At 71.0% G+C, this 13,163-nt stretch carries 9 protein-coding genes and 1 pseudogene; 4 read left to right on the forward strand and 6 right to left on the reverse strand.

Features of this window, described 5'->3' with window-relative positions:
* The 4 genes and pseudogenes from JIX56_RS21675 to JIX56_RS21690 form a co-directional block, all read right to left on the reverse strand.
* Positions 1–1,218, reverse strand: a complete 1,218-nt coding sequence (locus JIX56_RS21675) for a sensor histidine kinase (RefSeq protein ID WP_257542863.1) — start codon at positions 1,216–1,218, stop codon at positions 1–3.
* Positions 1,219–1,280: 62 nt separating this feature from the next.
* Positions 1,281–1,900: pseudogene (locus JIX56_RS21680) on the reverse strand (response regulator).
* 257 nt (positions 1,901–2,157) lie between these two features.
* Complete coding sequence (locus JIX56_RS21685) at positions 2,158–2,856, reverse strand: lytic transglycosylase domain-containing protein (protein ID WP_257542864.1); 699 nt, start codon at positions 2,854–2,856, stop codon at positions 2,158–2,160.
* A gap of 269 nt (positions 2,857–3,125) precedes the next feature.
* A complete protein-coding gene (locus tag JIX56_RS21690; RefSeq protein WP_257542865.1) occupies positions 3,126–4,829 on the reverse strand; it encodes an NAD-dependent malic enzyme in 1,704 nt (567 codons plus the stop codon).
* 199 nt (positions 4,830–5,028) lie between these two features.
* Here JIX56_RS21690 and JIX56_RS21695 point away from each other — a divergent pair, with 199 nt between their 5' ends.
* The 4 genes from JIX56_RS21695 to JIX56_RS21715 all read left to right on the forward strand — a co-directional run bounded on the left by JIX56_RS21695 (position 5,029) and on the right by JIX56_RS21715 (position 8,171).
* Complete coding sequence (locus JIX56_RS21695; protein ID WP_257542866.1) at positions 5,029–5,871, forward strand: SDR family oxidoreductase; 843 nt, start codon at positions 5,029–5,031, stop codon at positions 5,869–5,871.
* A 189-nt stretch (positions 5,872–6,060) separates the two neighbouring features.
* Positions 6,061–6,405: a hypothetical protein gene (locus tag JIX56_RS21705; RefSeq protein ID WP_257551558.1), complete on the forward strand. Its 345-nt coding sequence runs from the start codon at positions 6,061–6,063 to the stop codon at positions 6,403–6,405.
* A gap of 54 nt (positions 6,406–6,459) precedes the next feature.
* The gene (locus tag JIX56_RS21710) at positions 6,460–7,308 is read left to right on the forward strand and encodes an alpha/beta fold hydrolase (protein WP_257542867.1); all 849 of its coding nucleotides are present in this window, start codon (positions 6,460–6,462) and stop codon (positions 7,306–7,308) included.
* A complete protein-coding gene (locus JIX56_RS21715) occupies positions 7,305–8,171 on the forward strand; it encodes a sugar phosphate isomerase/epimerase family protein (protein ID WP_257542868.1) in 867 nt (288 codons plus the stop codon). Before JIX56_RS21710 ends, JIX56_RS21715 begins: the two co-directional genes overlap by 4 nt.
* Before the next feature lie 202 nt (positions 8,172–8,373).
* Here the strand turns inward: JIX56_RS21715 and JIX56_RS21720 are convergent, their stop codons facing one another.
* A complete protein-coding gene (locus JIX56_RS21720; RefSeq protein ID WP_257542869.1) occupies positions 8,374–11,169 on the reverse strand; it encodes a hypothetical protein in 2,796 nt (931 codons plus the stop codon).
* 325 nt (positions 11,170–11,494) lie between these two features.
* Entirely contained in the window at positions 11,495–12,808 is a 1,314-nt protein-coding gene (locus tag JIX56_RS21725; RefSeq protein ID WP_257542870.1) for a DUF418 domain-containing protein, read from the reverse strand.
* Positions 12,809–13,163: the final 355 nt, after the last annotated feature.

Genomic DNA, 13,163 nt, shown 5'->3' on the forward strand with positions numbered 1-13,163 from the left:
TCATGCCGCCGCCTTCGCCGGAAGTTCGACCTTGATCTGCCAGCCCGGGCCGAGCCGGGGGCCCGCGGTGAACCGGCCGCCGTGCACATCCACCCGCTCCCGCATGCCCACCAGGCCGTTGCCACCCGACCCTGGCAGCACCGGAGCGGAGCCGGCCAGCTTCCCGGCCCCGTCGTCGAGGACCTCCAGTACGGCGGTGCCGTCGCGGAACTCCAGCGTGACGGTGACGTGGGCCTCGGGTCCGGCGTGCCGCAGCGCGTTGGTCATGCTTTCTTGTGCGATGCGGAAGAGGGTCAGCTCTTCGGCGGCCGAAAGCCCCTGCGGCTCCCCCTCCACGCGCAGGTCCACCCGGAGTCCGGCGGCGCGGGCCCGCTCCACCAGCGGTTCGAGATGGGCCAGCCCGACCCGGCGGCGGTCATCGGCACCGTCGCCATCGCCATCGCCGTCGGTGCCGGACCTCTTCGTGCCGCGCAGCACCTCCACGATGCCGCGCATGTCCTCGAGCGCGTCCCGGCCGGTGCCCGCGATCGTCCGCATCGCCTTGCGCGCCTTGTCCTGATCCGCGGCGATCGCGTAACTGGCCCCGTCCGCCTGGATGATCATCACGGCCAGGCTGTGCGCCACCACGTCATGCAGCTCACGGGCGATCGCCGCGCGCTCTTCGACGGCGGCCAGCCGGACGAGGTGGGCACGCTCCCGCTCGGCGCCGGCGGCACGCTCCTCCAAGGCCGCCACCAACAGCCGACGGGTCCGTAGTACGTACGCGGTCAGCCACACCGCCGCGCAGATGCCGGTGAAGGTCAGGTTCTCGTTGAACTCGTCCCAGTCGGCCGCCGAGCTGAGCGAGGAGATCCCGCCGAAGGCCAGCACGTTGCCCACGACGACGATGCCCCCGGCGGTGTACGCCTTCCACGTCTCCTCGGCATGGATCACCACCGTCACCATCGCGATGAGGAGGGCGATGTCGTACCCGGTGAGTTCACCCGCCAACGGCTCGGCCAGGGACGCCAGCAGATACTGCGTCAGGGCAAGGACGGCGACGACCGTCATGACGGTCAGGGGGTGGCGACGGCGAAAGACCACGGCCAACGCCATGGAGAGCCCGATGAGTTGGTCGTAGCCCGTGTCATAGAACAACGTCGTGTAGGCCACCAGCACCGCGAGTGCCAGGTCGTAGGCCCTGTGCATCCACGGTTGCGGCAGTAACGGGCGCACCATGGCCGTCAGCGTACACGGCTGATCAAACCGCCCGCCGCGGCGACGGCCGAAATGGCCAGGCGTCAGCGGGGTGGTCGGACCGCGCCGTTCTCCCAGGCCCAGGCGGCGATCTCGACGCGGTTGCGCACGCCCGGTTCGGTCTGGATGTTCGTGAGGTGCGCCTTCACCGTGGACAGGGACAGGACCAGCTCCGCGCGGATCTCCTGGTTGGTCCGGCCGACCGCCACCAGTCGCGCGACATCCAGCTCTCGGTCGGTCAGCGGGTGGGACCCCGCGCCGGCGCCGTGCGCCGAGGGCGGCCGCCGGTCCTGCAGTTGCTCCAGCAGGCGCAGGGTCACGGCGGGTGAGAGCAGTGCGGCGCCTCGTGCCGCCTCGATGAGCAGCGCGGAACCGGCGTCCTTGAGCAGGAAGCCGCAGGCGCCGTTGCTCAGTGCGGTGTGGACGTAGTTGTCCTGGTCGAACGTGGTCACCACCACGACCCGGAGCGGGTCCAGCACACCGGGTCCGGCCGGCGCCCGGGTGACGTCCAGGCCGTCCGGCTTCGGCATCCGGATGTCGACCAGACAGGTCAGGGCGCAGCCGGCGAGCCATTTCCACGCACTCGGCGCCGTCCTGCGCCTCGCCGACGACCTCGATGCCGGGCTGAGTGTTCAGGATCAGGCGGAATCCGGTGGCGGACCATCTCCTGGTCGTCGGCGGGCAGCTCCCGTTGCAGGCGCGGGACCCGGGCACGCCGTGCGGGTAACGGTGTTTTGGTGTTCACGGTCGAAGGTTAGGGAAGAACGGCCGACCGGTGGGTCGGCCGAAGCCGACCTGCCCCGCGCCGAATCGGCCGTCCGGCCGGAGTGAGATCCGCACGACCCGCACGGGGCGGTTCCTCACCGTGGAACGGTGAGGAACCGCGCAGGGTCGAGCGGCCTCAGCGCGCCCGGCGTCGGCTCAGTAGGAGCCGTTGGCCTGCCAGAAAGCCCATGCGTCGCAGGGGCTGCCATAGCGGTCGTTCATGTAGTTCAGGCCCCACTTGATCTGCGTGGCCGGATTGGTCTGCCAGTCGGCTCCGGCAGACGACATCTTGGAGCCGGGATAGGCCTGTACGAGACCGTAGGCCCCGGAAGAGGGGTTGACCGCCTTGTGGTTCCAGCCGGACTCGTGGTCCACGATGTTGCTGAAGCACTGGAACTGATCGCCGGGCACCATCTGCCGTGCGATGGCCTGGACCTGGGCAACGGTGTACGAGGACTGCGGCGCGACACCGGAGGAGATCGTCGACGAGCGTTCGGCTTTCTGCTGCGCCTCCTGGCGATCCCTGGCGTCCTGAAGGGCTTTCCGTTCGGCCTCCTTCTGCTTGGCGGTCGCGTCCTTGGCGGCCTGCTTACGGGCCGCCTCCGCCGCGGTTTCCCTCGCGCTGTTGTCCGCGGCGATGGACTGCGCGTCGGCCTGTTGGGTCAAGGAGGCCGTCTGTATCCGAGCCTGCTGCCCCATGGGTATGTCTGCGAGGAGCGTCGAGCCGCTCGCCGTCGTTTCAGCGTCGTTCACCGCCTGGCCGGTGCTGCTCTGGCCAACTCCCGCAACGGCACCGACAGTGGTGACCGCGGCGGCAGAGGCCACCACGAATTCCCGGACTAAATTCCCGCTCACACGTCGTCCTTCCAGCTTCGTCAGATCAAGAGGTTGAGCTCGCAGGATTAAGACGGTTGATCGGCCGCACTGGTGGCAACGCATCCGAGCACTGTGCGGAAGAGCGGGAGAGCGGAAGAGCGGGAGAGCGGGAGAGCGGGAGAAACAGTTCTTTTTGGCGATCTCCCCACATGCGTCGCATACGCCGCGTGCGTCGCATACGCCGCGTGCGTCGCATACGCCGCGTGCGTCGCATACGCCGCGTGCGTCGCATACGCCGCCTCCTCCTGTCAGCCGTACTCGGGCTGCCACATGGCGTCCTGGATCTGCTGTGTCACGTCGTCAAGACGGGCCCGGGCGACGCCCTCCTCAGCCGCGCGGCGGGCGACGGCCGCGGCGACCACGGCCGAGGAGGTGCGCAGGTTCTCCACCTCCGGCAGCAGGGCGGCGCCGGGCTCCGACAGGTCGGCGAGGCCGGCTACGGCTTCCGCCGCGGCCTGGAGCATGCCGTCGGTGATCCGCTCGGCGCGAGCCACCACGGCGCCCAGCCCCAGCCCCGGGTAGAGCAGGGCGTTGTTGGCCTGGCCGATGACGTACGTGGTGCCGTCCAGTTCCACCGGAGGTACCGGGATGCCGGTGGCGACCAGGGCCTTGCCGCCGGTCCACCGCAGCACGTCCGCCGGCATGGCCTCGATCTTCTCCGTGGGGTTGGACAGCGGCAGGACGACCGGCCGGTCCACGTGGCGGGCCATGGAACGCACCACGTCCCGGGTGAAGGCCCCGTGCTGGGTGGACGTTCCCACCAGCACGGTCGGCCGCGCCTGGTCCACCACGCCCGGCAGGTCGGCCGGCCTGTCGTCGGGCCACTCGTCGTCGGGCCGCGCGTAGGGCTGCTGGTAGTCGCGGAGTCCCTCGGTGGACTGCCGCAGCAGACCCTGGCGGTCCACGCACCAGATGCGCCGGGTGGCCTCCTCGTGGTCCAGTCCGTCGCGGACCATGGCGTCACGCAACTGGTCGGCGATGCCCACGCCCGCCGTCCCGGCGCCGAAGACCACGATCCGCTGATCCCGCATGGGCGTGCCGGTGACCCGTACCGCGTTCATGACGCAGGCCAGCGTGATCGCGCCGGTACCCTGCATGTCGTCGTTGAACGTGCGGATCTTCTCGCCGTACCGCTGGAGGATACGGCGGCCGTTGCCGGGGCCGAAGTCCTCCCAGTGCAGCAGCGCCCGCGGGAACAGCTCGCCCACCACCTCCACGAAGGCGGCGACGAACGCGTCGTACGCCTCGCCGCGCACCCTGCTGTGCCGGTTGCCGACGTACAGCGGGTCGTTGAGCAGCGCCTGGTTTCCGGTGCCGACGTCGAGCATCACCGGGATGGCCCGCCCCGGGTGGATTCCCGCGGCGGCGGTGTAGACCGCCAGCTTGCCGACCGAGATCTGCATGCCGCCGACACCCCAGTCGCCGATGCCGAGGAGCTGCTCCGCATCGGTCGCCACCACCAGGTCGACGTCGTCGGGGCCGAGGCCGAGCGCCTCGAACGCGGGGCGGACGTCCTGCGGGCGGTCGATGGACAGGTAGACACCGCGCGGCCGCCGGTATTCGTGGCTGTAGCGCTTGATCGCCTCGCCCACGGTCGGGTCGTACACGATCGGCAGCAGCTCCGGGAGGTGGTCGCAGAGCAGCCGGAAATAGAGGACCTCATTGCGGTCGTGGAGCTGCTCCAGGTACACGTTCTTCGCCAAGTCGTCCGGCTGCGCGCGCAGTTGCTCCCAGGCTCGCCGTGCCTGGAGCTCCAGGGACAGCACCGCGGGCGGCAGCATCCCGACCAGGCCGTGCCGTTCCCGCTCCTCCTGGGTGAAGGCGACGCCCTTGTTGCTCAACGGGTCCGCGAGCAGCGCGCGCCCGTCCGGTTGCCCGCGGTGGCCCTTCGCGGTGTGTCCCTTCCCCCTCCCCTGGTGGTCGTCCTGTGCACGGTTGCGGGGCGGGGCCATCGGCTCTCCTTGCGTCGTACGACTGTCGTAGGGATGGTTTCCTGCCAGGCACCCCGGGTACCCCGGTCGGCGTGACAGGCGCACCGGCGCCCACCCCTTTGCCGCACTTTGACGCGGCCCTTCGTTCGGGTACGGCGGCGCTACCGCCTCCAGCTGGTGCAGCGATCCCCACGATGAGAGAAAAGAGGGGGATTTCCCCATGCCCACGCCCGCGCAGCAGCAACAGCCTCCGGGTACCGAGGCGGCCCTGCGGCCCCAGGCCGACCACGGTGAGCACAGCTACCGCGGATCGGGCCGACTGGCCGGGAAGGCAGCCGTGATCACCGGGGGCGACAGCGGCATCGGCAAGGCCGTCGCGATCGCCTACGCCCGCGAGGGCGCCGATGTCCTCGTCTCGCACCTGAACGAGGAGGAGGACGACGCCCGCGACACGGCGCGCTGGGTGGAGAAGGCCGGCCGCAAGGCGGTCCTGGTGCGGGGCGACCTGTCCGATCCCGCCCACTGCCGGGAGGTGGTGGCGCGGGCCGTCGAGGCGTTCGGCGGCATCGACGTCCTGGTCAGCAACGCGGCCTTCCAGATGTTCCGCGACTCGATCGAGGAGATCCCCGACGAGGAGTGGGACCACACGCTGGCGACCAACCTCAGCGCCATGTTCCACCTCTGCAAGGCGGCGGTGCCGCACATGAAGCCGGGTGCGTCGATCATCGCGTCCAGCTCGGTGAACTCCGACACGCCGCCGCCGGGCCTGCTGGCCTACAACGCGACGAAGGCGGGCCTGGCCAACATGGTCGGCTCGCTGTCCCAGTCGCTCGCCGAGCGGGGCATCCGGGTCAACAGCGTCGCCCCGGGGCCCATTTGGACGCCGCTGATCCCCTCCACCATGCCGCCCGAGCAGGTCGAGGACTTCGGCGGCCGGACACCGCTGGGGCGGGCCGGGCAGCCGGCCGAACTCGCTCCCGTGTACGTCATGCTCGCCTCGGACGAGGCCGCGTACGTCTCGGGTGCGCGCATCGCCGTCACCGGCGGCCAGCCCATTCTCTGACACTACGTCAGGAATTAGGAGTGACCGTGGACTGGTACCGGTCCTACAGACTGAGCGGGAGTGAGTCCTGTTGCCAGAACCCTTGCTCAGCCGGGTGCCCCGAACGGTGTTGGACACCCTGGTCCCCCGCTTTCGCTCCACGACCCGGCGGCGCGCATCCGGTGCGCGGTCCGGGAACGTGGGGGCGGGGTGGAACGCACCGTGCTGTGCGCCGGCCCGTACTTCGCCCTGGAGCGGTGGCAGGCGGGCACCACGGCCCCACTGGTGCACGACTTCTCCACCGCGCTGGTCGTCAGCAACACCGGTGCCCCGGTCACCGTGGAGTCCGGTGGCCGGTCCGAGCGGCTCGGGCGCGCGCGGAGCCTGCTGCTGCCGGCCGCGCTGGGCCGCGTACGGATCCCGGGACCCGCCGATGTCCTCCTCGGCTACCTGCCCGACCTGGAACACGACATCCGCACGCCGCTGCTCGCGGCCGGGCACGGGGCCGCCGCCGTGGCCGCGCTCGGCGAGGGCCTCGCCGGCCCCCTCACGTAGAAGGCACGCAGAAGGCACGTAGAAGGCACGTAGAAGGCACGTAGAAGGAGATCCATGGGCACCATCACCACCAGCGACGACGTCACCCTCCACTACGAGGAACAGGGCACCGGCCCTCCTCTCGTCCTGATCCACGGCTGGGGCTTCAGCGGCCGCTTCTTCACCCGCAACGTGGACGCCCTCGCCGAACACGCCCGCGTCATCACCGTCGATCTGCGCGGCCACGGCGACTCCGGCAAACCCCGTCACGGCTATCGCGTGTCGAGGCTGGCCAAGGACCTGTTCGACCTCCTCGAAGCACTCGACCTGCGCGAGGTCACCGTCCTGGGCTGGTCACTCGGCTGCCCGGTCATCTGGAGCCATCTGGAACTGTTCGGCAGCCACCGCCTGGCCCGCGCGGTGTACGTCGAGCAGGCACCCCGCCAGTACTACGCACCGGACTGGCCGCACGCACACGCCACTTGCTACGACGAACCCTCCCTGGCCGCCCTGCAGACGCAGCTCACCTGCGATCCCCCGGCCTTCGACGAGGACCAGATCCGCACCGTCTTCGCCACCGAACCCACCCCGCAGGAGCGGGAGTTGCTGCTGGCCGAGATGGCCAAGTCACCCCCGTACGCACGCAACGCCCTGATGGCCGATCACACCCGCCACGACTGGCGGGACCTGCTGCCCACGACCCGGCTGCCCAGCCTGGTCCTGGTGGCACGTCAGGATCAGGTGTTCCCCTGGCAGGGCCCCGCCTGGGTCGGCGAGGTGCTCCCGGACGCCCGGACCGTCTTCTTCGAGCACAGCGGCCACGCGCTGTTCTTCGACGAGCCGGAGAAGTTCCACCGCACGGTCACCGGCTTCCTGACCGACAGCAGGAACGACAGCAGGAACGACACGAAAGTACTCGTATGAGCAGTCCCACACCTCCGTTCCCCTTCCCCTACGGCGTCAACCAGTTCACCACCATGCCCTGGTCCTTCGAGGAGGACCTGACGCACTACTCCGGCCTCGGTGTCGAAGCGATCGAGCTGTGTGAGACCAAGCTCCACGACGACCAAGACCGCGCCAAGGCGCAACTCGCCTCGGTCGCCGAGGCGGGACTGCCGGTCAGCTCGGTCCAGCCCGTCGTACGGACCGTGTTCCCCAGCGAGACCCAGCCGGACCCGGCCGGCCGGCGCGACCGGCTGGACCGCTTCCGCCGCAGCGTGGAACTCATCGCACCCTTCGCCCCGGGCGCGGCCTTCGTCACGAACACCGGGCCGGCGCCCGACGGGAACCTGCACGAGGCGATCCGCCAGGTCGTCACCCATCACCGCGAACTGGCGGAGATCGCCGCCGACCACGGCGTACGGATCGCGCTGGAGCCCCTCAACCCCGTCCTGCTCAACGCGGAGACCGCCATCTGGACCTACCGGCAGGCGCTCGACATCGTCCAGGAGGTCGACCGCGAGAACGTGGGCGTCTGCCTCGACCTGTGGAACCTGTGGCAGGACCCGGATCTCGTCCCCCGCCTCGCCGACGCTCCCGACCGCCTGTTCCTGCTCCAGGTCAGCGACTGGCGCACACCCCGCTCGCGGATGGACCGGCGCGGTGTCGGCACCGGCGACATCCCGGTCGGCCGACTGCTGCACGCCGCCCACAGCGTCGGCTACCGCGGCCCTTGCGTCCTGGAGATCTTCTCCGACAACGTGCCGGACTCGCTGTACGAGACGGATCTGGACGATCTTCTGCGCGCCAACCGGGCGGCCCTCGGGTCGGCCTGGCGAACCGGCTGAGCGCGGGCCGGGAGCGGCCGTCCGCCCTCCCGCACCGTGACCGGGACTTCGAGTGCGTCGCCGCCGTCCCCGGCCAGGCACACCAGTGGTACGGGCCCGAAGCCGGCAAGTGAGCCGGCCCCGAGCGGTGCCGTCGGCCCTCCCGCGGGGAGCGGGAGGGCCGACGGCACCTCATGGAGCCTCGTACGGTACGGGCGCTCCGCTAGGAGGCGTCACGTACCGTGCCGGTGAACTCCGGGCCCTCGACGGGCGCTCCGTCGGCGTCGTAGGTCAACAGGCGCAGGCGCAGCGACTCCGAGTCCTCGTTCAGTTGATCGGTGACGGTGGGCACGGACACGTCGACGCTCAGGCCACCCGCGGGCACTTCGGACATGAGCAGCGCGCCGTCCGGCAGTGCGGACAGTGGTCGCTCGGGATCCGGCGAGGTCCCGAGGGTCTCGTCCAGCCATGTCGCGGGGACGTCCTTGGTGGACAGTTCGGTGCCGTCGGAGACGGGCAGCAGTCGCAGGTCCGTCCACATGACGACATCGGCGACCGTGGAGAGGCTGATCCGCCAGACCAGCGGCCGGCCCTCGGTGACCTGGTCGGCGACCGGCGTCACGGTCACCGTGGGCTGGGGGTCGTCGTTCTGCGCGGTGACGCCGCCCAGGTAGGAGCCGACCACCGCGCCGCGTACGGTCTTGACGGCCACCCGGTGGGCCTCGTCGGAGCCGTAGCGGGTGTTGCCCTCGACCGTCACCGGCACGTCGACGCGGGTGCCCGGCCGGACCTTCAGCGTGCGCGCGACCGGGTGGTCGCTGCCCGGCTCGTCCACGAACAGCCGGACCTCGCCGCCGCCCGACCCGGAGACCCGTACCGGCACCTGGTAGGTGCGCGTGCCGGAGTCGCCTTCCTTGACGGTCAGGTGGCCGACGTCCACGCGCGCCAGCCGCGCGGGCTCGACGACGGGGGTGCCGGGGCGCCAGCCGTGAGCGTCCATCAGCCATGCCGTCCCGGACCCGGTACGAGGGGTAAGGCGCAGGGTCTTGACGTGGCCGAGGTCGATGCGCTCCCGGGTCTCGGCGGACAGGGGTACGCGGACTTCACGCGCCCAGTAGGAGGAGGTGCGGGAGGTGCCCGGCAGGCCGTCGACGCGGACCCGGCCGAGGTCCGCCCGCTTGCCGGAGGTGTCGGTGAGGGCGACGTCCAGCTCGGTGCCGGTGGTGTTCGGCGGGACGATCACGCGCAGGCTCAGCGACTTCGCGCCGGACAGGGAGACCGGGCGGGCGGGGCTGAGCTCGGTGGCGGTGCCGGAGCGGCTCCAGGTCATGGCCAGCGCGTACCGGTCCGGCTCCTTGCCGGGGGTCACCCTGCGCCACTGGGTGAAGTGCGGGGAAGCGGTGGTGAGGTCGGGGTCCAGGCAGGAGACGTTCGGGTCCGGGTCCACCTGGGCGCACAGCCGGCCGCCACTGACCGTGGCGGAGGGAGCGGGGAGGAACGCCCCCGAGCGGGCGGCGCCGACGGCGTGGGTGAGGACGCGGGCGGGTCCGGCGGAGGCGGCGCGCGCGGGGGACCCGTCGAGCAGCGGGCGGGCCCGGTCGTCACCGGCGACGAACAGCCGGGCCGCGGTGGCTATGTACGTCGAGCCCGCCTTCTGCTGCTGCTCGGCGGTGAGCCGGGTGGCGGTGCCCGGCGAGCAGAGGGGGTCGTGCTCGTCGCCGCCGTAGGAGAAGTCGTCGTCGGCCGGTGCCGTGGCCTGGCCGGGGGTCCACTCGCTGTTGAAGTAGTTGTGGTTCGCGCCGGTCATGTAGACCGCGCTGTGCAGGGCCTTGCCGCGGCTGACCCCTCGGGTGCCGTCGACGTAGTACTCGCCCTGCAGGTCGATGACGTCTCCGTCGCAGCCCGGCAGGATCGTCACGGACGGCACGTCGGGTGCGGGGTTCTGGCCGAAGATCGTGGGGCCTATGAGGACGGTTCCGCGTATCGTCCAGCGGGTTTCTCCGTGGTAGCCGTCCTGGTCGGCGGGCGGCGGGGTGAGGCTGTCCAGCGCGGCCCTGTCGGCGCCCTCACCACCACGGGAGTGGCCCACCAGCAGCACCCGGCCGAGGTCGGCGCGGGGTGCCCGTCGTACGACCTCGGGGGCCGTGGACGGGTCGGCGGCCCAGTCCGCCCAGTGGGCCAGGTGCAGCCGTATCAGCGAGGAGCGGGCCTGCGCGCCGGCGTCGTCGGCCTGCCAGTCCTGGGCGTTGACGGAGTTGGCCGAGATAGAGACCGTCACATAGCCCTGGGAGGCGAGGAGTCGCTGGTCGTGCAGGTAACCGCGGTAGCTCGGCACCGGCTCGTGATCGGCCGGGCACGGCCACTCCAGGGTCAGGTCGTCGCCCTTGAAGCAGGTCGCGTGGCGCCCGTGGAGGAACAGTGCCAGCGGGCGGCTTCCCGTGGCGCCCTCCGGTGCGACCACCACGGCCTTCATCTCCACCTCGGTGTCGTAACCGGGCAGGTGGACCGATGGCAGGGAGTACTCGCCGCTGGTCGTGCGGAACGAGCCGGCCACGCCGGGGTCGACCTTGTTCACGGTCGCCGTCTGCGGCAGGCGCGACGGATCCGATGAGCTGTCGGGTCCGCGGCGTTCACGGGCTGCGGCGTTCGCTCCGGCCGCGTCCAGACGGCGCCCTGCGGCCTCGACCCGCAGGTCGTCCGTCCTTCCGAGGCGCACCCCGTCGAGCGGCAGCCGGAAGGTGCGCCCGTCCGCGGCGGGTCTGGGGGTGCCCAACAGGCGTTCCCCGCTGCGGAACTCGACCTGGGCATCGCCCACCGGCACCTTCTCGGGCGAGCGCCACACCAGCTCCGCCGACTCCCCGGAACCGGTGGTCCGCCAGCCTTCGGGAAGCCCTGCGGACGCGGGAGCGGACGGCCGCCCGGGGTCCGGTTTTGGCGCGGCCTGCGCCGCCCCCGGCGACGCCAGCGCCAGCGCGAGGGCCGCTGCCACAGCGGCCGTCACGCGCGAGACACGGATCACTTCTGTTCCTCCTCATGGTCAGTGCCCCGAGAACCCCACGGGCCCCGGGCTCCCCCGACGCATCAAATGCAGCACGTCCGATCACCTTGTCACCCCCTCGCACAGCATTCGCACAACTCCCGTCCCTTCTGGACAACAGAACACGTGCAGCCAGGGGCAGTTGGCCTGTCGGTGAGCCAACGTCCGCGCCCGCGAGGGTTGTTCACTCCCCCGGAGTGGCGGGTACGGCGGCGTGCCCGCGCGACAGGTGGCGTAGGGGCACGGCGCTGGCGCTGCCGAGGAGGTCCTCACCCAGCGCGGACAACACCGCAGCGCCGCCCGAGGCTCATCGGACGGAATTCGCCAGTTTGGTGGCGCCGTTGAGCAGGTACTCCAGGGGTCCGCGGCGGAAGAAGCGGGACCAGATCACCGCGAACAGGATGGCCCCGAGGACGAACCAGAGCAGCAGCGCGGCGGAGGCGGACTGCGGCGGGGCGGCCGCTTCGCCGGGCTGGGCGAGGATGGCCAGGATGTGACCCACGTAGATGGTCAGGGACATGGTCCCGACGGTGATGATCGGAGTTGCCGGCCGCCGCAGCCACGGCAGTCGGTCCATCGCCACGGTCAGGCACAGGAGCACGGTGATCGCGATCCCGATGCTGCCGATGAGGTCGAACGTGGAACCGCTGTGCGGCTCGGCTGCCAGCAAACCCCATGCCTCGGGGCTCCCCAGCCCACCACCGACCGGCATGTCGAAGGATCCCGATGTCATGCCGGGGTCCTTCATGGCACCGGGGTCCTTCATCTCAGGCGACCGGACCACGATCTTCTGAGCGCCGCCGGACAACCGGAGCGCCAGCCACGAGACGCCGTATCCGAACGCGATCAGCGCGGGACCGACCACGGCCAGCCGCCGCCGCACCGCGCCGGAGGTCAGATCCAGCCGGCCCAACGTCATGCCGGTGACCACGAACGTCATCCAGGTGATCGCCGGGTAGAGGCCGGTGAGCAGGAGGTCGAGCACGCCCACGTCGGAGATTCGCGCGATCGGGTCGTACGTGTCGATGGTGTTCACGATCGGCTCGGTGAGCAGTGCCCGGAGGCCGAACGCCACCTGCGGCGTGACGACCGCGAGCGCGACCGCGATGATCGCGAGCGTCCGGGCCCGCAACCGCAGCAGGGGCAGGGCCAGCAGGAAGTACACCCCGTAGAAGCTGAGGATCACGGCGCCGCCGAAGCTGGTCATCGCCAACGCGGTGCCCAGCACCAGCAGGATCACGGCCCGGATCACGATCCTGGCCTTCGCCTGCCGGCCGGCCAGGCCGGTCCTCGGCTCGCGGCGGCCGGCGATCAGCATCAACGAGAACCCGGCGAGGGTGGCGAACAATGCCGAAGCCCGGCCGCTCGCCAGGCCCAGGAACCAGTCGCCGACGCCGCCCCCGGGTGTGGGGAAGGGGCCCACATGCACGGCGAACATTCCGAACACGGCCAGTGCCCGGGCTAAGTCCACCCCGACCAGCCGCGCCATCGGCGCTGGGCGTTCCGTCGCTGTGGTGGCGGCCTCGGGTGCGGGTGCGGGTGCGGGTGCGAGTGCGGGTGCGGGTGCGAGTGCGGGTGCGGGCCGGGGATGCGCCTTCTTGGCGCTTTCGACGTCAGTCACTGTGCCAACGTTGCCCAGGCAGGGGCGGCACACCATCCGACGAGCTTCGGGAGGTGCCCCGCCGGTCGGCTGATCGACCCCCGCCGATGGGCGGGGGTCGATCAGCCGTACACGAACGACTGTGGTCGCCGCCCCGGTCGCCGGGACGCCGGGACATCGGGACATCGGGACGCCGGGACGCCGGGACGCCGGGACGCCGGGACGCCGGGACGCCGGGACGCCGCTGATCAACGCCTGCCGCACCACGAGGTGATCTGAAGAAAGTTCCCGGCTCAAGGCAACCCTTTGCGTTTCCTGTGACCACAAGGAGTCGGATCCGGCCAATCGGTAGCTGGATCCCCCTTTCCTCTGGTGA

Origin of the sequence: Streptomyces sp. CA-210063, from assembly GCF_024612015.1 — a bacterium.
Lineage (GTDB): Bacteria > Actinomycetota > Actinomycetes > Streptomycetales > Streptomycetaceae > Streptomyces.

Coding starts and splice junctions, on each gene's coding strand:
- JIX56_RS21715 (WP_257542868.1), top strand. CDS start 7,305: ATGAGCAGTCCCACACCTCCGTTCCCCTTCCCCTACGGCGTCAACCAG.
- JIX56_RS21690 (WP_257542865.1), bottom strand. CDS start 4,829: ATGGCCCCGCCCCGCAACCGTGCACAGGACGACCACCAGGGGAGGGGG.
- JIX56_RS21710 (WP_257542867.1), top strand. CDS start 6,460: ATGGGCACCATCACCACCAGCGACGACGTCACCCTCCACTACGAGGAA.
- JIX56_RS21675 (WP_257542863.1), bottom strand. CDS start 1,218: ATGGTGCGCCCGTTACTGCCGCAACCGTGGATGCACAGGGCCTACGAC.
- JIX56_RS21695 (WP_257542866.1), top strand. CDS start 5,029: ATGCCCACGCCCGCGCAGCAGCAACAGCCTCCGGGTACCGAGGCGGCC.